This is a genomic window from Rhizobium sp. PEPV16, assembly GCF_008919455.1.
Taxonomy (GTDB): Bacteria; Pseudomonadota; Alphaproteobacteria; order Rhizobiales; family Rhizobiaceae; genus Rhizobium; species Rhizobium leguminosarum_Q.
Genome location: NZ_VSZV01000272.1, coordinates 1 through 21426 on the forward strand (window position 1 = coordinate 1; position 21426 = coordinate 21426).

The window sequence follows — 21426 nt, forward strand, 5'->3', positions numbered from 1 at the left end:
CCCGGCTGACGGTCAGGGGCCGGTCCGGCCACTCTTCGCGCCCGGACCAGGGACTGAACGCAATCCATGCCATCACTGACGTCCTGGCTTGCGCTACAGCCGAAGCCGAACGGCTCGTCTCCGGTCCGTTCGAGCCTGTCTTCGAACCGCCCTACTCCTCGCTTCAGGTCGGCACGCTGAAGGGCGGCCAGGCGGTCAACATCATTCCCGACACCTGCGAGGCCGAGTTCGAAGCGCGGGCTATTTCCGGCGTCGATCCGATCACGCTGCTGGCGCCGCTCCGGGCAGCGGCCGAGGGGTTGTCGCAGCGCGGCTTTCAGGTGGAATGGCGCGAACTCAGCGCCTATCCGGCGCTTTCGCTGGCCGCCGATGCGCCGCTTGCGGCGCTGCTCCGCGAACTGACCGGCATCGAGCCGCTCGCTGCCGTCAGCTACGGCACGGAGGCCGGCCTTTTCCAGCGCGCCGGCATCGATGCGATCATCTGCGGCCCCGGCGACATCGGCCGCGCCCACAAGCCGGACGAATTCGTCCTCGCCAGCGAACTGCTCGCCTGCCAGGCGATGGTCGAGGCGCTTGGCCGCCGCTGCACCTGATGACATCGGATCAAGGAGCCGACGCCATGACCTTTCTCTTCAATTCCGATGCGAAGCGCGGCGCCATCTTCGCCGAAGCCTTCGCGCGCGAAATGCCCGACATTGCTTTCTCCATGGATCCCAAATCGGTCGAACCGGACGCCGTGCGCTACCTGATCACCTGGACCGTGCCGGATGATCTCGCCCGCTACCGCAATCTCGAAATCCTGTTTTCGATCGGCGCAGGCATCGACCAGTTCCATATCGATGCGGTGCCGGCGTCGGTGAAGGTGGTGCGCATGGTCGAGGACGGCATCGTCAGGATGATGCAGGAATATGTGACGCTGGCCGTCCTTGCGCTCCATCGCGACTTGCCGGCCTATCTCGACCAGCAGCGGCGCCGGACCTGGCAGACGATTGCTTCTAGGCAGGCCTCGGAACGCCGCATCGGTGTGCTCGGGCTCGGCATGCTTGGCAGCGCCATGCTCGAACGGTTGCAGCCCTTCGGCTTTCCGCTTTCGGGATGGAGCCGCGGCCCGCGCGAAATCGACGGCATCCGATGCCTGAGCGGCCGCGACGGTCTCGATATTCTGCTTGCAACCACCGACATTCTCGTCTGCCTGCTGCCGCTGACGGACGAGACGCGCGGCTTCCTGAATGCCGAGCTTTTCGCCGGACTGCCGACCGGCGCAGCACTCGTCCATGTCGGCCGCGGCCCTCAGCTCGACCATCAGGCGCTCGTCGACGCGCTCGACGCCGGGCAACTCTCCGGCGCCGTCGTCGACGTCACCGATCCGGAGCCGCTGCCTGCGGACCACGCCTTCTGGAACCATCCGAAGATCCTGCTGACGCCGCACATTGCGAGCGTCACCCAGCCTGAAACCGCCGCGACGGCGGTGATCGGCAACATCAAACGGCACCAGGCGGGCGTCGATCCGATCGGCCTAGTCGATCGCAGCCGTGGCTACTGAGTCCTCAACCTAGGAAAGCAAATCATGTCCCTCCTCAAGACGATCGACACCAACCCATCCTTCGCGCCGCGCGAATCCGGCCCCCTGCCCGAACGGCTGATCTCGGGCAATCCTGCCTTCAAGACCTGGGCGCAGGACGTTGCTCGCGGCGAGACGGTTCATAGTGGCGTCTGGGAAGCGACACCCGGCGAGACGCGCTCGATCAAGGGGGAGACGTTCGAATTCTGCCATATCCTGTCCGGCCTGGTCGAACTCACGCCGGAAGGTGGTGAACCGGTAGTCTACAAGGCCGGCGACAGCTTCGTCATGAAGCCGGGCTTCGTTGGCGTCTGGAAGACGATCGAGACGGTGCGCAAGATCTACGTCACCGTGTCGTGATGCCGACGCCGTAGATTTGACTGCGGCAGCGGCGAAAACGCAATTTTTCGCCGCTGCGGCAACACCGGTCGACGCATGCTGCTCGCGTTGTCCAGTTAGGCTTGCCTCAGCCCATCCCGAGGACATGCGATGACACTCAGCTTCGATCCGAACACGATTTCCCTGCCCGTCGGGCATTTCATCGGCGGCCGGCTGGTTCCGGCCGAAGCCGTCATCGACATGCACCGTCCATCCGACGGCAAGGCTTATGCCGGCTGTCCGCTGGCCGACGAGGCGCTTGTCGACCAGGCCGTCGAAACCGCCAGGACCGCATTGAAGGCGAGTAATTGGGGCGGCGTGCGGCCGCGCGAGCGCACCGTGGCGCTGCAGCGCTGGGCGGACCTGATCGAAGCCGAGGCGGAGACCCTCGCCAGGCTCGAAGCGCTTTCCTCGACACGGCCCATCGGTCATCTCGTCGCCGGCGACATCGCCGTCACCGCCGAGCAAATCCGCTTCTTTGCCGAATTCGCCGACAAGGAAGGCGGCGACCTCGTCCCGACTGACGACGCAAATTTCGGCATGATCATGACGGAACCTTATGGCGTCGTCGGCGCCATCACGCCCTGGAATTTTCCCTTGTCCATGGCCGGCTGGAAGCTCGGCCCGGCGCTGGCGGCGGGCAATGCGGTGGTGCTGAAGCCATCGGAAATGACGCCGTTTTCGACGCTCTATCTCGCCGAACTTTCGGTGCGAGCCGGCCTGCCGGCCGGTCTCGTCAACATCGTGCTCGGCGACGGCCCGACCACAGGAAATGCGATCACCGGACATCCGGGCATCTCCAAGGTCAGCTTCACCGGCTCGACCGCGGCCGGCGCGGCGATCATGACCAACATCGCCCGCACCGGCATAAAGCCGATGACGCTCGAACTCGGCGGCAAGAGCCCGCAGCTGGTCTTCGCCGATGCCGATCTCGAGCTTGCGGCGGGCGCAATCGCCGGCAGCATTCTCTCCAACGCCGGTCAGGCCTGCGTTTGCGGATCCCGCCTCATCGTCGAGGCGAAGGTGGCGGACGCGCTCGCAGCCGCACTTATCGAGAGGCTGGCGGCCATCCGCCCCGGCCCCACCTGGGATGAGGCAACAGATTATTCGCCCGTCATCTCCGAACGACAGATCGCCCGCATGGACGACATCATCCGCGCCGCGATCGACGACGGCGCCGAGTGCCTCACCGGTGGCCGCCGGCTCGACCGCGAAGGTTATTTCTACGCACCGACCCTGATTTCCGGGGTGACGGCAACGTCGCCGGCGGTTCTCGAGGAGATCTTCGGACCGGTGCTGACCATTCAGACTTTCAAGGACGAGGAAGAGGCGCTGAGCCTCGCCGACCATCCGGCCTATGGGCTCGCCGCCGGCCTCTTCACCCGCGATCTCTCACGCGCCACCCGCGTGACCCGCCGCCTGCAGGCCGGCACCGTCTGGGTCAACCGCTACGGCCGCTCGCGCGACCATATCCTGCCGACCGGCGGCTACAAGCAGTCCGGCATCGGCAAGGATCTCGGCCGCGACGCCTATCTCGCCAACCGCAAGAGCAAGAGTGTGCTCATCAGCCTGTGAGGATCTGCGATGAAAACCTACAAAATCGCCCTTCTGCCCGGAGACGGCATCGGCCGTGACGTGACGGCAGCAGCCTGGGCCGTGCTCGAAAAGGCAGCGCGCCTGAACGGATTTTCTCTTGACGCAACCAGCTATCCCTGGTCCTGCGACTACTATCTGGAGAACGGCAGCATGATGCCCGCGGATGGCATCGAAACGCTCAGATCCTTCGATGCCATCCTGCTCGGCGCCGTCGGCTGGCCTCGCAAAGTGCCGGATTCGGTGTCGCTGCATGGGCTTTTGCTGCCGATCCGCAAGGCTTTCGTGCAGTATGCCAATATCCGCCCGCACCGGCTGCTGCCGGGTGTGCAGGGACCGTTGCGGTCCGATGGCTTCGACATCCTCTGCATTCGTGAAAATACCGAGGGCGAATATTCCGGCGCCGGTGGTCGCGTCCACCAGGGGACCGATAGCGAGGTAGCTGTAGAGACCTCGATTTTCACCCGCAAAGGGGTCGAGCGCATCCTGCGTTTCGGCTTTGAGCAGGCGCGTGCGCGCAGCGGCAAGCTTGCCTCGGTGACGAAGTCCAACGCCCAGAAATATTCGATGGTCTTCTGGGACGAGATCACCCAGAGGCTTTCAGCGGAATATCCCGATGTCGAGGTGACCAGCTACCATATCGACGCCATGGCCGCCCGCATGGTCATGGCGCCTGATAGTCTCGACGTCGTGGTCGCTTCCAACCTGTTCGGCGATATTCTGACCGACCTCGGCGCCGCCATCCAGGGCGGGCTCGGCTTTGCCGCCTCCGCCAATATCAATCCCGATCGCTCGGCGCCGTCGATGTTCGAACCGGTCCACGGCTCGGCGCCCGATATCGCCGATCTCGGCATCGCCAATCCGATCGCCGCCATCTGGTCGGGCGCGATGATGCTGGAGCATCTCGGAGAAACGGCTGCCGCTGCAAGGGTGATGGCATCAATCGAGGCGACGACGGCACGCGGCATCGGCGCAATTCCCGGCAAGGACAAGACCGACGCCATCACGGCATCGGTGCTTTCGGCACTTGGCTGATCAATGGAGAACAGAATGAACGGATTGAGGGATTGCAGCCTGCTTCGCCAGCAGGGGCTGATCGACGGAGAATGGCGCGAGGCAGTAGCCGGGCACGCGATCGAGGTGATCGACCCGGCGACGCAGCATGTGCTGGGCACGGTGCCCGACATGGACGAAGCCGATACGAGGGCGGCGATCGCCGCGGCGGAAAGGGCCTTTGGTCCATGGCGCGCAAAGACCAATGCCGAGCGCGGCGCATTGCTGGAAGCCTGGCACGATCTGATGCTCGACAATATCGAGGATCTGGCGCTGATCCTCACGAGGGAACAGGGCAAGCCGCTGACGGAAGCGCGCGGTGAAATCCGCTACGGCGCCTCGTTCATCAAATGGTTCTCCGAGGAGGCGCGCCGCATCGGCGGAACGACCATCCCCTCGCCGACGGCAGATCGGCGGATCGTCGTTCTGAAAGAGCCCGTCGGCGTATCGGCGATCATCACGCCGTGGAATTTTCCGAATGCGATGATCACCCGCAAGGTCGGGCCGGCACTCGCCGCGGGCTGCACCGTCATCGTCAAGCCATCGGACCTCACCCCTTTTTCGGCGCTGGCGCTCGGCGTATTGGCGGAGCGCGCCGGCATCCCCAAGGGCGTGATCAATATCGTCACCGGCATGCCGGCCGGCATCGGCGACGAACTGATGGCGAACCAGACCGTGCGCAAGATCTCTTTCACCGGCTCGACCCGCGTCGGCTCGCTGCTGATGCGCGGCGCGGCCGACAGCGTCAAGCGGCTCAGCCTCGAACTCGGCGGCAACGCACCCTTCATCGTCTTCGACGACGCCGATCTCGATCTTGCCGTGGAAGGCGCGATCGCCTCGAAATTCCGCAATGGCGGGCAGACCTGCGTCTGCGCCAACCGGCTTCTCGTCCAGTCCGGCGTCTATGAGGCCTTTGCCGCCAAACTTTCCGCGCGCGTATCGGCCATGAAGGTCGGGGCCGGCACGGATGCCGGCACCGATATCGGGCCGATGATCAACAAGGCAGCGATCGAGAAGATCAAGCGTCATGTCGACGATGCTGTGGAAAAGGGAGCGAGGATCCTCGCCACCGCGGGTTCCGTGCCTGAAGGCGATCAATATGCGGTGCCGATGGTGCTTGGCGGTGCGACGACCGAGATGCAGCTTGCCAGCGAAGAGACCTTCGGGCCTGTTGCCCCGCTTTTCCGTTTCGACCACGAGGAGGAGGCGATCCGCATCGCCAACGCCACGCCCTTCGGGCTTGCGGCCTATTTCTACACCGAGAGCCTGAAACGCTCCTGGCGTGTCGCCGAAGCGCTCGAATTCGGGATGGTCGGCCTGAACACAGGGGCGATCTCGACCGAGGTGGCTCCCTTCGGCGGCGTCAAACAATCCGGTCTTGGCCGGGAGGGCGCGCAATGCGGCATCGAGGAATATCTCGAAATGAAGAGCTTCCACATCGGCGGGCTCGCCTGACTACAGGAAAACAAAAGAGCGCCGGGACATCATCCCGGCGCTGGATGATCGGAGCGACGGTCGATGCTCCTGCTGGAGCAACTCCGACACGTCGTTTTAAAGTACTCCGCAGCCTTTAGCGGATGCCTGCAAAATTACGGTGCCTAAACAACATTTCTTTGACGCTGCTTTGACGGCAGGATGCTACGGCCGCTTTGCGAAGTTACGCAGAGGGATTTCAACCGGTTATGCTTCAGTTCGATCATCGTCATAGCATAGATTTACATTTCGCAATCCCGGTTTCCCTTCCCGGTTGCTTGTCAGGAGCCGAAGTTGTGGCAGACTGGCCCCTGGATGCCAGGTTTTCCGGCCGCCAAACGAGCGTATCGGAGGCAGCGGGGGCGGGGCCGTTGGATCGCATAAACAAGGAGCACTATCCGTTTCGGATGTTCCTGCTTGGGCCTTTTGCCCTTGTGGACGCCGGGGGGCGGTCGGTTGCTCCGAAATCCAAAAAGGCACAGGCTCTTCTGGCAATGCTTGCATTGTCCACCCGGGGCTCGCGCTCGAGAATCTGGCTTAGGGACAAGTTATGGAGCGATCGCTCCGATGACCAGGCGGCAGCCAGTCTACGCCAGGCGCTTTTGGACATTCATAAGAGTCTGGGGCCGGCACGCGATCTCTTGATTGCGGATAAGAATACCGTTTGGCTGGATATGGACCGACTCGCGCTCGATACCGACCTGGTGGTTCGGACGGAGCGGTCTCCGGATCAAGTTACCGACGAATTGCTCGAAGGTATCGACATCCGCGATCCCGAATTCGAGGACTGGTTGGCGCTGGAAAGGCAAAACTGGTATCGCCGTCTCGATGAAGGACAAGTCCACGATGTATTCGAGCCGCGACAGCAGCCGAGCCGCGATATCGCCAAACATTCCGCCCTGCTGCCGTTAACAGGCGCCCCGGATACGTCGAGAACAGGTAAACCCGTGGACATCGCCAGCAGCGACCCATATGGGCGGCGGGGCGGCGGTGGCTGGCAATGGATGATGGCTCTTCTGTCCCCCATCGTGGTGGGTGCCGGAGAGGGCGGACAAATTGCTGCGACACGGTTCCAGAACCTCATTGCAAAAGCCATCATCGATGGGCTGGGCTTTGGCGTCACCGACCTCTCCTTCACCTTGCCGCATATTGAAGAGAACGAACAGCAGATCAGCCTTCCCATATGCCTACAGCTTCGCCTGACGTTTGATGGTGACATGGTGCTGATCGAACTGGTGATGAAGCACCTGATCAACAACCGTATTCATTGGCTGGGCAGTCAGGCAATCAACCGCACGCAGTTCGAGCGGGGCGAGTTCGGCATCGCCGCTGCGCTGATCAGCCAGGCAGTCGATCAGCTGGCCTATTTCCAGGAGATCCAGGCAACCGACAGTCGATTGTCGCAAGACGGTCTCCTGATCGATGCCGTCAATGCGATCTTCCGGCTGTCGCGCGACGACCTCGATAACGCGGAACGGCGGCTGGAAGAACAGATCCAGTATCAGCCGCGGTCATCGACTTTTGCCTGGCTGTCATTCATTCGCACTTTCCAGGTTGGCCAAGGCTTCAACGCGCTGGACGCGCATCTGATCGAGGAAGCCCAGGCCTATGCACGCAAGGCGCTGGAACTCGATCCGCAGAATTCCGTGTCGCTCGCGCTCGTCGGCCACGTCCATTCGTTCCTGTTCGGCGAATACGACTATGCGGCCAACCTGTTCGAAAAATCGATCCGCCTGAATCCGGCCCTGCCGCTCGGTTGGGACCTCTACGCAATGCTGCACTGCTATGCGGGCCAGCCCGACAAGGCGGTGGCGATGGCACGTTGGGTACAGGAACTCGGCGTCTACAGCCCGCATAAATATTACTTCGATACGACCAAATGCATTGCGGCAGCGCTTGCAGGCGATCATGCCGCAGCCATAGCCGCAGGCGAAGAAGCCTTGCGGGCACGACCGAACTTCAACAGCCTGCTGCGCTATCTTGCCTCCAGTCATGCCCATTCCAACGATCTCGGCGGCGCGCGGCATTACCTGCAGCGCCTTGAGGCAGTCGAGGGCGGCTTTTCTATAAACGCCTTCCGCGGCAGCGGCTATCCGCTGCTCGACACAGGCGGCGGCCAGATCTTGATCGACGGCCTGCTCAAGGCCGGCGCCAAGCTGCGCTGAACCTCGGACAATTCTTCACATCATCGCGCAAGGAGGCTGCAATGGAAGCGGACACTGCCCACGAATCGCAATCAAAATTAGTTTTATTTCTAAACAGTTATAAATTCAGGATTGAGCCGGATACGGTCCTTCCATGCGAACCGAGGGACGATGCCGGTGCTGATCCTATCGCTGGCGCGTCGCCGGCTGCACCTGATGCGGCCTCCGAACCTGCGCTTTTCTCCGGCACGGGTGAAGATGCATCGCCTCTGGCCGAGCCGATGATGGCGACAATGGCCGCAGCCTCGGTCCTCACGAGCGTGGCGAACAAGTCGGTGCTCAACAAGGCGTCGTTGAACAAAAACAAGAACAAAAATAAGAACAAGAACAAAAACAAGAACAAGTCGACGATGGACGGCGCCAGCCTCGGCGTGTCGCAGCTTATCCCCTCCTTCGAGCTGCGCAGGCTGCACCAGCAGCCGTCACGCAACGCCTATACCGCGGCTCGGCGCTTCACCTGGGAAATGCTGGATATACTTCCGCCGCCCGGCCCGGATTATACCCGCCTCGAAACGACGGTGCTGCTCTCTATGCAGCGCCGCGACCGCGAACGCGTGCGGCGCCTGCCCGACATCCAAATCGAGTCGACGATCTCTGTCGGGGAATTCACCCGCGCATTGTATATCGAGGATCTCGGCGGTTTCGAGCAGACGGAGGGCCTTTTCCAGGCGATCCTGACGGCCTGCGAATATGTCGGACTGATCTACAAGAGCCAGTTCAACCGGCAGCGACCAAACCAGTTTGAGCCCTTGCTGCGGCCTTTGCTGTCCGTGCCGGTTCACGAGTCCTATCCCAGCAACCATTCGTTCCAGTGCTTTTCGATCGCCTTCGCGTTCTCGACGATCCTGCCGGAACATCCCGCTACCGACGAGCTTGCCCGCATCGCCCAGAACGTCGCCGAAAATCGCGAATGGGCCGGCCTGCACTATCCGAGCGACACGCAGGCAGGGCGAGATCTCGCCCGACGCTTCGCTCCCTACCTCCACGACGCGTTCGGTCCTCTGTTCCAGGCCGTACACGACGAATGGGTCTGAATTCTCCCGCTGCTGCTCAACAGGGTTACAACCATGACGGATCAAACACAAATGCCTGAGCCCGCGCCGATCAACTACTACTATCTCTGGCACCTGACTGCTCTTGGCGTAGTCGACGCGGAATACGGATCGGCTCCACCGGCGCCTCCAGCGCCCGATGCGAGCGCCGCGCGCACGCTGCCCGATCCCCTCATCACCGGCACGGTCTGGGATGCCATCGCTTCCGCCGGCCCGCTGCGACCCGCACGGGTCGCGCTGATCGATGTCGGCGTATCTCCGGATCATCCCAATCTGGCAACCCGGCTTGACCGGGAGGCGTCAATCGATTTGACGACCCATCGCTACGGCGCCCGCGTGCTCGAAATTCTCGATACGACCACGTCTTTTGACCGCGAGGAAAGACATGCCTTCTTTGCCGGGCTCGACATCGCTCCGCTCGGCAATATGGGCCTTTCGAACGACGACCGAGACTATCTCGGTGATCTGGTTGCCGAATACGCCGCGTCGGAGGGTGTTCTCCGGCGGCTCTACAATCCGGAATCGCTGTTTGCGTCGCATGGTACCTGTTGCGCTGGGCTGATCGTCGGCGAACCCGCCGTTGTTGCGGAAGAGGGCACCTCAAGCCTTCCGCCGGAAGGAGCCTTCTACGGGAATGGCGACGAGCTGCATACGAGCGGCAATCGCAATGTCATCCCCTATTTCGGCGTTGATCCTTTCTCGAGGCTCATCTCGATCAGAACGTCCTTCGAAGACGATGTCAGGCAGTTCATTGCGGCCTTCCTTTATGCCTATATTCAGAAAGCAGACGTAATCGTCTTGCCGCGCGGTCTGCCTGACCCGAAACACAGCATCGTTGATCCGAAGAACGAGCTGAAGGCCGACCTGGAATTGTGGAAAAACCAGGATGCCGCCAATCTGTTCACGCGCATTGCCCTTGCTGATCAGGGTGGGCCTGAACTGGAGCCGAAGGCTGCGCAGAAAGGCTCCAATCCGGATCGCCCATGGCATGTCCTCAAACAACTCATCCTCGCCATCAGCCGGCACATCCCGATCGTCTGCGCCGCAGGAAACAGTGGCGAGAGCCAGCTGATCTATCCGGCAAGTCTTGCCGCCGACAACAACGGCGTCATTGCAGTTGGAGCCGTTACCGTCGAAGGTTTCCGTTCGGGCTACAGCAATTACGGCGAAGGATTGACGGTTGTCTCCCCCTCCGACGACGGGGAAGTCTTCAACAGGCATCAGTTGCGCCTCGACCGGCTTTCTCCATTTGCCGCGCAGCACGACTACAGCGCTTTTCGAACGCGGGAATATTGCTATTCGCACTTCTCGCTGCTGACGACCGACCTATCGGGGATTTTCGGCTATGATCATGGCTCCAATCCGTGGTCGGCCGTCGTGCCGTTCGGAACCAATCCCGGCACCGGGGGCGGATACTACACCACCTTCGGGGGCACATCAGGCGCGTCGGCGCAGGTGGGCGGGCTATGTGCCCTGATACAGCGTGCCTACAAAAGCCGCCACAATCTGGGTGACCGCCTCTCGGGACCTCAAGTGAAATCGATTCTGAAGACCACATCCCGCCTGGACGCCATTGTCGCCCCCGGTACGAGGAAATTGACGGCGGATTGCATGAACGCCGAAAGCGAGGACGCCGTCGAGATGGGCTATTTCTTTGGATCGGGCCTGCCAAATGCGCGGGCAGCGGTACAGGCAGCCCTGGCCATCTGAAGCCCGGGGATGCTTTTCGAGAGATTCCAAGCCTCCTCTATCGAGGGGGCTTTTTCTTTGTTTACGCCCCTTTTTACGGATTTTTAACGCGGTACTGGCGGGCGAATGACGCCCTTGGGCAATAGTGCCTCTCAACGGACGGCGCATACCGTTCCAATACTCGACGAAGCCGGCCCGAACTCCGGCATTCTTGCCCGAGATGCAACCTTGATCCGCCCGAAGACAAACTCACGGAGGCTGCCGATGTCCGCGTCACGCATACAACAGTTGGCAGATGAGGCGCGCCTCCTGCTCAAGCGCAATCCCCTGATGGCAAGTTCCGTCTCCCTGCAGCGCGTGGCAACACGCAACCTTTTGAAGCGACGCTTCCAATATGGCCGCACGCTTGCGGCGGCTTCGAAGCTCGCCGGTTGTTCGGCTGGGGTAGAGGCACTGTCAGGTTATTTCCCCGACCTTGCAGATGGCGGATACACTCGCCTGCCGGAGCTTCCGCCAGCGGTTGCCGGACCGGTCGGCGCCGACCCTTACCGTTCATCCGTACTTGCAGCCTGGATGGGTGCGCTCGCGCGCAGTCTGGAATGGCAGGCAGCCCGCCCCGATGTGCAGGTCGTCGGCCGCTATCTGCAGCCGGATCTGATCGCATCGGATCTTGAACTCGAACGTCAGACAGCGTGCCGGCTCTCTTGCGGCATCGGCCTCGTGCACATCGAAAGTCCGGCGCGAAGCCGTATCATGCAAGCCCTCCTCCGCCAATGCATGCCGGACTATCCCCGGCCCGGCTATCCGATCACCGACGATGCGGAATTGGATCGAATCGCCGACCATCTGGAGAGGGCCTTCGCATTGATCGCGGACTTGGACGAGTACGGCCATCAGCGTCTGATCGCCGGCCTGCACACGCTTTACGTTGGCGTGCGGCGCGAACCGCAGTGCTCCTTTTCGAGTTCGAACGAATTGCCGGGCAGCGCGCTCATCGTCCTTTCCAGAGAGAGATTGCGCGCCGGCGATCATGCTGCGACAGCGGCCCAACTGCTTCATGAGGCGGGGAATATCCTGCTCGGGTTCTATACGGCCTCGGCGGCGGCATCCCTGCCCGGCGAGTTCCAATATGTTTCCCCATACAAGAAGGACTTACAGACGCTCGAGAGCATCCTGCATACGGCCTACACCATTCCCTGGGAGTGCGCCTTGCGCATGGCATGCCTATCCACCGAGACGGATCCTGAGCGCCGCGCCCGGAAAGCGGCATTCATAATCGCCTATGCCGCGCGGCAAGTCCCGCTTATCGACATCGCTCGGAAAGGAATCGAACGTCTCGGCGGCGATGTCCTCCTCGACCTCCCAGACATCGCCGCCATTCCTTCCTGGAGCAGTCGGATCTTGTTCCTCGTCAGCCAGTTGCTTGCCGAAGAACCCATTGCGCACCGGCAGGCGCATCTTGCCGAGCGCCAGCGAGTTCTCGATCGCCAAGCCTGGGATATCGGACAGATGCTGCTGCGCGGCAAGGAGCCGATCGATCCTCGGATGGGCCGGCGAGAGATCGATGACAGCGGCGACAATGTCAGCCTCTGGTACGACGGCAAATTCCACGTGATTGTGAAGACCCCCGACCATGCGATGGATGAGGATTACGGTCACTACGCCGCGACGATCCGCGGAGTTGCACCCAGCGACATGGAGGCGATGTGATGGTCAATGATCGGTCCAAACGATTATCGGCGACCGCCACCGCGTCCGTCGACTTCCCGAACCTCGTCACCCACAGCCTTGGGCGGGGCGGCCGGGGGGCTCTGTTCACCGGCAATAGTGCCGATTCTGTCGAGGAACAGAGCCCCCATGTTACCAGGTCTTCATTCGTCGTCTCGTTGAAGGCTTCCGATATGCCGGCGGAGGACGAATATGACTCCGCCGCAATCGATCACCACGACGCCATCCTGACACCTCTCCATCGGCAACGCGACATCGCACGGTTTGGCGATATCGACTTCGTCATCATCGGATGCGGCGACTTGGGCTCACAGATCGCCATCCAGCTCGCGGCCCTCGGCGCGCGCCATTTCCTTCTCGTGGATGCCGATCGTATCGACGAAAACGATTTGAACCGTCTCCCTTGGGCAGGTGAGGCTGATCTCGGCTGGCTGAAGACCGACAGGCTGGCAACCCATCTGGCCGCGGGTTTCTCGGCCTATGTCTTCACGCTGCCGGAATTTGCGGAAGGCGCCTCGGCGCTGCGGTTAATCGCAGACTACGCTAATAACCCGTTCTTCATTTTCGCCGGCGACGATTCTCGTCCAGCCCAAGATCTGCTGTCGGCCTGCCGAGCATTGGAAGCCGGCCTGCCGCCGCATCTGCATGTGGGCCGCTCTGCAAACTATTGCATGGCAGGTCCTTTGGTCTTGCTGCATGAGGACACATGTTCCGTCTGCCATTGCGCCACACAAGTCGCAACCGACGACAGCTTTCGCGCCCCGCCGGCCACCGTCGACAACCCATTGGTCGCCGGCCTTGCCGTGTCGCAGATCGCCCAAAACTGCCTTTCGAGACACTCGGTCGCCCGGGGACACCAATGGATATTGGACCTCAAGGCGATCAAGCCGAGCTGCGCTCTCTCCAACCCCCTCGAATTTAAGGTATGTCCATGATCGCGCTATTTTCCTCGGAATATTGTAGCCCCGTTGGCGCAACTGCCGGAAAGAACGAGGAGCTGACGATAACCGAAGCTCTTCGTGATCCGCTGATCGCCATCGTGATGCGCGCGGATGGCGTGACCTCCGAAGAATTCAAGCGACTCCTTGAGGCGGCAGCCCGCGAGCTAAAAGCCAGTCTAGCGAACTCCTCCTCCCCACCAACCGGAGGATAGGCACGTGATTGTCGAAACGACACGGGAGATGGTTGACGAGCATGTGTGGCCAATCCCGGTCCAAACCATGACTCGGCATTGGCCGTCCCGCGGAGTTCAGGGGCAATGAGATTCGATATGGTGAGAAAGTTCCCAACGATAATTCTTGTTTTTGCCGAAGGGAAAGATCGCAAGGTGATCCGTACCGTTCACGAGGCTGCCCAGCTGTTGCTGAAGGAATGGCCCACCGACGATGGTGAGGAATTCCTCACAGCGGTGAGAATCTGTTTGGAGGTCCTTACCGGAGAGAGCGAACCGGAACAATTGCATGAGGCAATCGTCCGCGCGGCATATGAAGCGGGTATTGCAGCGATCACGACTGATAACCGCCTTGGGATTCTCAGGATCTACCCGGTCAGCGAGGCCAGATAGTTGACCGCCGCGCTGGCGCTCATCTCAATCCTGCTTCCGGCCCGTTACTGGAAGCGATCGAGGGTCTTGTAATAGAGCCCGACGAGCGGCAGGAACCACGGCTTGCCGAAGTGACCGGGAACGGCCGGCCAGTCGAGGCCCTTGATCGGATTGCGGTCGGCCTTGCCGAGGATGGCGTCGGCCATGATCATCCCGAGATGGGTGGAGAGCTGGGCGCCGTGGCCGGAATAACCCATGGCATACCAGACGCCGTCGACATAGCCGGCGCGCGGATAGCGGTCCTTGGTCATGTCGACGAGCCCGCCCCAGCAATAGTCGATCTCGACGCCGGCAAGCTGCGGGAAGATCTCAGCCAGACTGGCGCGCAGAATGTCGCCGCTCCTTGCGTCCGATCGCTGATCCGATGTTGCGGAAAAGCGGGCGCGACCGCCGAAGATCAGCCGCCTGTCGGGCGACAACCGGAAATAGTTGCCGATGTTCATCGACGTCACACAGGTTCGATTGCCCGGCATCGTAGCGGCGATTTCGGCGTCGGTCAGCGGACGCGTGGCAATCAGGAAGCTGCCGACGGAAACGATCCGGCGGCGGAAATAGCTGAAGAGCGAGGGCGTATAGGCGCCTGTCGCGACCAGCACGTGGTCTGCGGTGACGGTGCCGCGTACCGTCTCAAGGCTGTGGCGGCCGTTGCCCTGCCGATGCGCGGTTACTGCCGCCTTTTCGAAGATGACGGCGCCGTGACGGGCGGCTGCAGTGGCGAGCCCGGCGACATAACGGCCCATATGCATCATTGCACTCTTCTTCGAGAGCATGGCGCCATGGAAGGGCGAGCCGACCTCGCTTTTCAGATCACTCGCCGTCAGAAGTGCGGTGTCCGGATCGACCTCTTTGTGAACAGCCTCGAAATTGCGGGCAATGGCATCGAAATGCTGCGGCTTGGAGGCAAGCTTCAGCTTGCCAGCGCGGCGGAAATTGCAGTCGATCCCCTCTTCGGCGATGATCGCCTCGATCGTGTCGATGGAATCGTCGAACGCCTTATAGAGGGCGACGGCCCGGTCCACGCCGAGTGCTGATTTGGCGGACAGGAAACTGTGGGCGAGCCCGTTGTTGAGATGGCCGCCATTGCGCCCGGACGCCCCCCAGCCGACCCGTTCGCCTTCCAGCACCACGACCTTGACGCCGGCCTTTGCGAGCTGGCGCGCTGCGGCAAGCCCGGTGAAGCCGGCGCCGATGACGGCGACGTCGTAATGTCCTTCGACGAGGCCTTGGGCGCCGCCGACAAAGGCTTGGGCCGTGTCGTGCCAGTAGGATTCGAACTGCATCCGCGTGTCTCCGTCAGAGCCCGACGACGCCAGGCAGGCCCGAGATGCCAGGAATTTCGACATAACCGTAATAAGGGTTGGCCGGCTCGTGGCCGCGATTGACCCAAACCTTGTTCTTAATGCCGAGATCGTGGGCCGACATCAGGTCGTAGCGGAAGGATGACGAGCAATGCAGCACGTCTTCCGGCCCGCAGCCCAGCATATCAAACATATATTCGAAGGCTTTGAAACGCGGCTTGTAGGCATTCGCCTGCTGAGCGGTGTAGACCGCATGGAAGGGGGCGCCGAGCTTCTCGACATTCGACATGATCTGGGCGTCCATGGCATTGGACAGGATGACCAACGGAATTTCCTTGGCAACTCTGGCAAGGCCCTCGGGCACGTCGCGATGCGGCCCCCAGGTCGGAACGCGCTCATAGACCATCCGGGCGGCTTCATCGCGAAAGGTCACGCCGTTGCGTTTGCATGTCCGCTCGAGCGAATTGTGCACCACCTCGGCATAGGGTTTCCAGTCGCCCATAATCTCGTCGAGCCGATAGGCGGCGAAATTCTTGATGAACTCCGCCATGCGTGGCTCGTCGAGCTCTTCGCCGTAGAGATCGCGCGCCGCTTCCGCCATCTGAAAGTTGGTCAGCGTGCCGTAGCAGTCGAAGGTGATGTATTTCGGACGGAAGGTCGTCATCTGCGTATCCTTGAACGATTGGAACCGGGACGTTTCACAATCATAGGCACCGCTTCACCCGCCGCTCGCCTGAATTACCGGCATCCGAAGCAGAATCTATCGTATCGAAAGCAGGGTTTGGCAGAAGGTTGTGCGCTTGCCCCGGTCGACGGCCGGCGGAGTGATGCCTTCAATCGCCGTCGTGATCGTGATCGTGATGCGACGGAAGGTCGAGGCCGAAGGTGTTGACGAGATCGGCCACCTGCGCCGGGCTGAGGAAACGAGGATTGAGGTTGCGCAACAGCAGATAGAGCTTCGCCGTTTCCTCCAGTTCCTCGGTCGCAAAGACCGCCGCCTCCAGGCTGTCGCCGGCAACAACAGGTCCGTGATTGGCCAGCAGCACCGACGAATACTTGCCCGCCAGCCCGCGGATCGCGTCGGCCACCGCCGGATCGCCGGGACGATAATAGGGCACCAGCGCGGTTTCACCGGCGCGCATCAGATAATATGGCGTCATCGGCGGCAGGGCGGCGCGCGGATCGATCTCCGGCAGCATGGTCAGTGCCACCGCGTGGGTGGAGTGAAGATGGACGATGGCGCGGGCGCTGCCGCGCGTATCGTAAAGGGCGGTGTGCAGCGGAATTTCCTTGGTCGGCTTGTCGCCGGATAGGAGCCGGCCTTCGGCATCGAGCCTGGAGATCCGCGCCGGGTCGAGAAAGCCGAGCGAGGCGTTGGTCGGCGTAACCAGCCAGCCGCCATCCTCCAGCCGCAGCGATATGTTGCCCGACGAACCGGGCGTCAGCCCGCGTTCGAACAGCGAGCGGCCGTATCGGCAGATTTCCTCACGCAGGCGCGCGTCGGACATGACAGTTCCTCCAATATTAGGCGGTTGCCCCTTCGATCAGTTCAAAGCCGAGATCGACGGCCTGCGGCGGCGCATTGGCGACGACCAGTTGCGCGGCGATCTCCCCGGTCGCCACGCGCGGCGTTCGGATGGTCGACAACGGCTGCGGTGTTGCCCGGCCGATATCGAGGCCGTTATAGCCGAAAATGGCGAGCTTCGAGGGGATCGCGATCCCCTCGGCCAGACAATGAAAATAGCCGCCAAGCGCCATGTCGTCGTTGGAGAAATAAACCGCATCAAGATCGGTCGCCCGGGCAAGCAGCCGCTCAAGCCCTAACCTGCCGTTTTCCACGGACGAGGCGCCCGGGAGAATTTCGCGGGCGACGAGCGGGGCGTCATGCGCATCGAGCGTTTCGCAGAAACTGGAAAACCGCTTGCCGGCGCGGGTGTCGCGGTTCAGGTCGTGACCGACATAGCCGATCCGGCGATAGCCCCGCTTGAACAGGAAGGCAGCGCTCTCCCGCCCGGCCGCGCGGTTCGAGAAGCCGACCGCGATATCGAGAGCATCACCGTCGAGATCGAGCAGCTCGACGACCCGGCACCCGCTGGCGCGCAGCATCTTCACCGTGCCCTCGGTATGCTCGCATCCCGCCAGCATGACCGCCGCCGGCCGCCAGGCAAGCATCGCAGCAGCGAGCGCTTCTTCCTTGCCCGGATCATAATCGGTCACGGAGAAAACCGCCTGATACCGGTTTTCTTCCAGAACGGCGCTCGCGCCGCGCAGCACATCGGGAAAGACGATGTTGGACAAAGACGGAATGACGAAGGCGACAAGACGCGAACCGGTGGAGGCGAGCGTTCCCGCGATCCGGTTCGGCACATAGCCCAGCCGCTCGACGGCGACCATTACCCGCTCGCGCGTCTTGCCGGAAAACGAACCGTGGTTGCGCAGTACGCGCGACACCGTGCTCTCGCCAACACCGGCCGCTTCTGCGACCTCGGCAAGCGTCACCGTCGCCTGATGTTTGAATTCCATCGTTACGTTTTGAACCCGACTGTTGAGGTGGTTGCCCGGCCTGCCCGCCCGATGACCACCGCTCTGCCCCCATTTTTCACCGCTGCCGTCAAGAAGCAAGGTTTTTTTGGCAGCGCTACCAATTTGCCGTTGGCAGCGCTGCCAAAATGAATTAATGAGAATGGCAGCGCTGCCAAAAACGGCATGGCGTGCCGCGGTAGGATCTCAAGGAGACCGCGGCAACAATCGGAGGAGAAAATCATGACGCTGGAGACGCAGGCGCCAGTTGTTGGCGCACATCCCGCCCAGACGCTCGAAGACCGTGCCTATGGCAAGGTATTCTGGCGCATCGTACCCTTTTTGATGCTGTGCTACGTGGTCGCCTATCTCGACCGCGTCAATGTCGGCTTCGCCAAGCTGCAGATGTCGAGCGAACTCGGCCTCTCCGAAGCCGCCTATGGCATCGGCGCAGGCATTTTCTTCATCGGCTATTTTCTGTTTGAAGTGCCGAGCAACATCATCATGAACAAGGTTGGCGCGCGGGTGTGGATCGCCCGCATCATGGTCACCTGGGGCATCATTTCCGCCGCCTTCATGTTCACCTCGTCGGAAACCGTCTTCTATGTTCTGCGTTTCCTGCTGGGCGTTGCCGAAGCCGGATTTTTTCCCGGCATCATTCTCTACTTGACCGCCTGGTATCCGGCCCATCGCCGCGCCCGGATCATCACCACCTTCATGTCCGCGATCCCGATATCCGCCATTTTCGGCAATCCGCTTTCGGGTCTCTTGATGGATAGTTTTCACGGCACGCACGGACTTTCCGGCTGGCAGTGGATGTTCCTGATCGAAGCCATTCCGGCTATTCTTTTCGGCGTTGCGACGTTCTTCTACCTTGATGATACGATCCAGGGCGCGAAATGGCTGAGCGGTGAGGAAAAACGCGTGCTGACGGCCAATATCGAGGCGGAGAACCGGGCCAAGACAGCAAGCCCGCACAGCATCGGCGCAACGCTGACCGACCGCCGCGTCTGGCTGATGTGCCTGATCTATTTCTGCTTCGTGCTCGGGCAATATGGCCTGAATTTCTGGATGCCGACCATCGTCAAGGCCTCAGGCGTCAACGGAAACCTCAATATCGGCCTGATTTCCGCGATCCCCTATATCTGCACATTCGTCGTGATGCTGGCGCTCGGACGTTCCGCCGACAGGCTGCGCGAACGCCGCTGGCACCTCGTCGTCCCAGCCCTCATCGCCGCCGGTGGCTTCGTCGCAGCGACGATGGCGACGAGCACGGCGGTCTCGATTGCCTGCCTCTCGCTGGCTGCTGCCGGCGCCATCAGCTGCGCGCCGCTGTTCTGGTCGCTTCCGACGGCGTTTCTCGCCGGCACGGGCGCTGCGGCCGGCATTGCCTGGATCAACTCGGTCGGTAATCTCGCCGGGTTTCTCGGGCCGTTTCTGGTAGGCTATCTCAAAGACTTCACCGGCACCAACAGCGCCGGCATGTATCTGCTGGCGGCTGCCTTGGTCATCGGTTCGCTGGCCGTGTTGACGGTTCCGGCGAAAACCGTCAATCGCTAAACCACAGCCCCTCCGGGACGGCACCCGGAGGGGCGCAGACCTTTCTCAAGAGACTGGAGAAGCTCCTCATGTCACCGCTTGCTGAAAACTCGGGCTCGGCCGTTGTCGCAGCCGTCATCGGTCTTGGTTCTATGGGGTTTGGAATGGCCCAGTCGATGAAGCGCGCAGGTCTCGACGTCGTTGGATATGACATCACGCCGGCGGCGGTAGACCGCTTTGTCGCCGAGGGCGGACGTGGCGCGGCGACCCCTGCCGCTGCGGCAAAGGACGCCGACATCGTCGTCTCCGTAGTCGTCAACGGCGCGCAGACCGAGGCCGTGCTGTTCGGGCCTCAAGGCGTCGCGAGCACAATGAAGCCCGGTGCCGTCTTCATTTCGTCGGCAACCATGGATCCCGCCGTCGCACGCGATCTGGCCGAGCGGACGGAGGCTCTCGGCCTGCATTACCTCGACGCGCCGATTTCGGGCGGCGCGGCCAAGGCGGCGCGTGGCGAACTGACGATCATGGCATCCGGCTCCGGCCAGGCCTTCGATACGGCGCGCCCGGGTCTCGACGCCATGGCGAGCAAGGTCTACGAGCTTGGCGACGAGGCCGGAAAAGGTGCTGCCTTCAAGATGATCAACCAGCTTCTCGCCGGCGTGCACATCGCGGCTGCCTGCGAGGCCATAACCTTTGCCGCCAAGCAGGGCCTCGACCTCGACAAGGTCTATGAGGTGATCACGGCTTCGGCCGGCAATTCCTGGATGTTCGAAAACCGCGTGCCGCATGTGCTGGCCGGAGACTATACTCCGCTCAGCAGCATCGAGATTTTCGTCAAGGATCTCGGTATCGTCCAAGACATGGCCCGCTCCGAGCGCTACCCGGTACCGCTGGCGGCAGCGGCCTTGCAGATGTATCTGGCCGCCTCCGGGGCCGGCATGGGCCGTGATGACGATTCCTCGCTGGCGCGGCTCTATGCCAGGCTTTCCGGCGCTGAATTGCCCAGCTCCACCAAAGAGCCGCAGAGCCTGTAGAAGGAACGCTAGACATGCCGGTTTTCGCCGCCAACCTGACGATGATGTTCAACGAATGGGCGTTCCTCGACCGCTTCGACGCCGCAGCCGATGCCGGCTTTGCCGCCGTCGAATACCTCTTTCCCTATGAAGCCACGCCCGAGGCAATCGCCGAACGGCTTGCCCGCAACAATCTGCAGCAGGCCTTGTTCAACCTGCCGCCGGGCGACTGGGCAGCAGGCGAACGTGGCATCGCCGCTCTTCCCGGACGGTTCGATGCGCTGAAAGCCGATGTTGAGCGGGCACTGGACTATTCGGCGGCAACGGGCGTCAGACGGTTGCACCTGATGGCAGGCATCGCCGACCTTCATGACGAAGACGCCTCCTCCTGTTATCGGCGCTCCGTCACCTATGCTGCCGGGCGGCTTGCGGAAAAGGGCATCGATCTGCTGCTCGAGCCGATCAACGGCCGAAACATGCCTGGATATTTCCTCAACGACTTCGGCGCCGCCGAGCGGCTGATCGCCGAATGCGGTCTGCCGAACCTGAAGCTCCAGTTCGACATCTATCACCGCCAGATCATCCATGGCGACGTCACCATGGCGTTGCGACGCCTGCTGCCGATTGCCGGCCATATCCAGATCGCCAGCGTGCCGTCCCGCAACGAGCCGGATGGGGAGGAGCTGAATTATCCCTATCTGTTCGGCGAAATCGATCGCCTT

Annotated in this window: 20 protein-coding genes; 16 read left to right on the plus strand and 4 right to left on the minus strand. The window is 61.9% G+C overall.

Annotated features, from left to right (window positions below):
- The 13 genes from FY112_RS11785 to FY112_RS11845 all read left to right on the plus strand — a co-directional run.
- On the plus strand, nucleotides 1-593 hold a 593-nt coding region (locus FY112_RS11785; RefSeq protein WP_151518453.1), incomplete at its 5' end, for a M20/M25/M40 family metallo-hydrolase.
- Nucleotides 594-619: 26 nt separating this feature from the next.
- Complete coding sequence (locus tag FY112_RS11790) at nucleotides 620-1543, plus strand: glyoxylate/hydroxypyruvate reductase A (protein ID WP_151518454.1); 924 nt, start codon at nucleotides 620-622, stop codon at nucleotides 1541-1543.
- A 24-nt stretch (nucleotides 1544-1567) separates the two neighbouring features.
- Nucleotides 1568-1921 carry a cupin domain-containing protein gene (locus FY112_RS11795; protein WP_020047262.1) on the plus strand — a complete coding sequence of 118 codons (354 nt, stop codon included), beginning with the start codon at nucleotides 1568-1570 and terminating at the stop codon, nucleotides 1919-1921.
- A gap of 129 nt (nucleotides 1922-2050) precedes the next feature.
- Nucleotides 2051-3514: an aldehyde dehydrogenase family protein gene (locus FY112_RS11800; protein WP_151518455.1), complete on the plus strand. Its 1464-nt coding sequence runs from the start codon at nucleotides 2051-2053 to the stop codon at nucleotides 3512-3514.
- Between the two features lie 9 nt (nucleotides 3515-3523).
- On the plus strand, nucleotides 3524-4567 hold the full coding sequence (locus tag FY112_RS11805; protein WP_151518456.1) for a tartrate dehydrogenase: 1044 nt from the start codon (nucleotides 3524-3526) through the stop codon (nucleotides 4565-4567).
- A 15-nt stretch (nucleotides 4568-4582) separates the two neighbouring features.
- Nucleotides 4583-6040 (plus strand): NAD-dependent succinate-semialdehyde dehydrogenase, encoded by a 1458-nt coding sequence (locus FY112_RS11810; protein ID WP_151518457.1) that lies wholly within the window; start codon nucleotides 4583-4585, stop codon nucleotides 6038-6040.
- Between the two features lie 227 nt (nucleotides 6041-6267).
- Nucleotides 6268-8223, plus strand: a complete 1956-nt coding sequence (locus FY112_RS11815) for an SARP family transcriptional regulator (RefSeq protein WP_151518458.1) — start codon at nucleotides 6268-6270, stop codon at nucleotides 8221-8223.
- Nucleotides 8224-8264: 41 nt separating this feature from the next.
- A complete protein-coding gene (locus FY112_RS11820; protein ID WP_017956772.1) occupies nucleotides 8265-9296 on the plus strand; it encodes a phosphatase PAP2 family protein in 1032 nt (343 codons plus the stop codon).
- Nucleotides 9297-9329: 33 nt separating this feature from the next.
- Nucleotides 9330-11024 carry a S8 family serine peptidase gene (locus FY112_RS11825; protein WP_151518459.1) on the plus strand — a complete coding sequence of 565 codons (1695 nt, stop codon included), beginning with the start codon at nucleotides 9330-9332 and terminating at the stop codon, nucleotides 11022-11024.
- 105 nt (nucleotides 11025-11129) lie between these two features.
- Complete coding sequence (locus FY112_RS11830; RefSeq protein WP_151518460.1) at nucleotides 11130-12713, plus strand: HEXXH motif-containing putative peptide modification protein; 1584 nt, start codon at nucleotides 11130-11132, stop codon at nucleotides 12711-12713.
- Nucleotides 12713-13666 (plus strand): ThiF family adenylyltransferase, encoded by a 954-nt coding sequence (locus tag FY112_RS11835; protein WP_151518461.1) that lies wholly within the window; start codon nucleotides 12713-12715, stop codon nucleotides 13664-13666. Before FY112_RS11830 ends, FY112_RS11835 begins: the two co-directional genes overlap by 1 nt.
- Nucleotides 13663-13884, plus strand: a complete 222-nt coding sequence (locus FY112_RS11840) for a hypothetical protein (protein WP_151518467.1) — start codon at nucleotides 13663-13665, stop codon at nucleotides 13882-13884. Before FY112_RS11835 ends, FY112_RS11840 begins: the two co-directional genes overlap by 4 nt.
- Before the next feature lie 105 nt (nucleotides 13885-13989).
- Nucleotides 13990-14295 carry a DUF982 domain-containing protein gene (locus FY112_RS11845; RefSeq protein WP_027664660.1) on the plus strand — a complete coding sequence of 102 codons (306 nt, stop codon included), beginning with the start codon at nucleotides 13990-13992 and terminating at the stop codon, nucleotides 14293-14295.
- 44 nt (nucleotides 14296-14339) lie between these two features.
- On the opposite strand, the gene FY112_RS11850 is transcribed toward FY112_RS11845, so the two are convergent.
- The 4 genes from FY112_RS11850 to FY112_RS11865 all read right to left on the minus strand — a co-directional run bounded on the left by FY112_RS11850 (nucleotide 14340) and on the right by FY112_RS11865 (nucleotide 18155).
- Nucleotides 14340-15614 (minus strand): FAD-binding oxidoreductase, encoded by a 1275-nt coding sequence (locus tag FY112_RS11850; protein ID WP_151518462.1) that lies wholly within the window; start codon nucleotides 15612-15614, stop codon nucleotides 14340-14342.
- 13 nt (nucleotides 15615-15627) lie between these two features.
- Nucleotides 15628-16296: a haloacid dehalogenase type II gene (locus FY112_RS11855; RefSeq protein WP_151518463.1), complete on the minus strand. Its 669-nt coding sequence runs from the start codon at nucleotides 16294-16296 to the stop codon at nucleotides 15628-15630.
- A 169-nt stretch (nucleotides 16297-16465) separates the two neighbouring features.
- The gene (locus tag FY112_RS11860; RefSeq protein WP_017956779.1) at nucleotides 16466-17140 is read right to left on the minus strand and encodes an aldolase; all 675 of its coding nucleotides are present in this window, start codon (nucleotides 17138-17140) and stop codon (nucleotides 16466-16468) included.
- 16 nt (nucleotides 17141-17156) lie between these two features.
- A complete protein-coding gene (locus FY112_RS11865) occupies nucleotides 17157-18155 on the minus strand; it encodes a LacI family DNA-binding transcriptional regulator (protein WP_151518464.1) in 999 nt (332 codons plus the stop codon).
- A gap of 240 nt (nucleotides 18156-18395) precedes the next feature.
- Between FY112_RS11865 and FY112_RS11870 the strand changes: the two genes are divergently transcribed.
- From FY112_RS11870 to FY112_RS11880, 3 genes are all read left to right on the plus strand, one after another.
- Nucleotides 18396-19712 carry an MFS transporter gene (locus FY112_RS11870; protein ID WP_026158218.1) on the plus strand — a complete coding sequence of 439 codons (1317 nt, stop codon included), beginning with the start codon at nucleotides 18396-18398 and terminating at the stop codon, nucleotides 19710-19712.
- A 68-nt stretch (nucleotides 19713-19780) separates the two neighbouring features.
- A complete protein-coding gene (ltnD, locus tag FY112_RS11875) occupies nucleotides 19781-20725 on the plus strand; it encodes an L-threonate dehydrogenase (protein WP_151518465.1) in 945 nt (314 codons plus the stop codon).
- A gap of 14 nt (nucleotides 20726-20739) precedes the next feature.
- Nucleotides 20740-21426, plus strand: a 687-nt coding sequence (locus FY112_RS11880; RefSeq protein ID WP_151518466.1) for a TIM barrel protein, incomplete at its 3' end; no start/stop codon positions are given.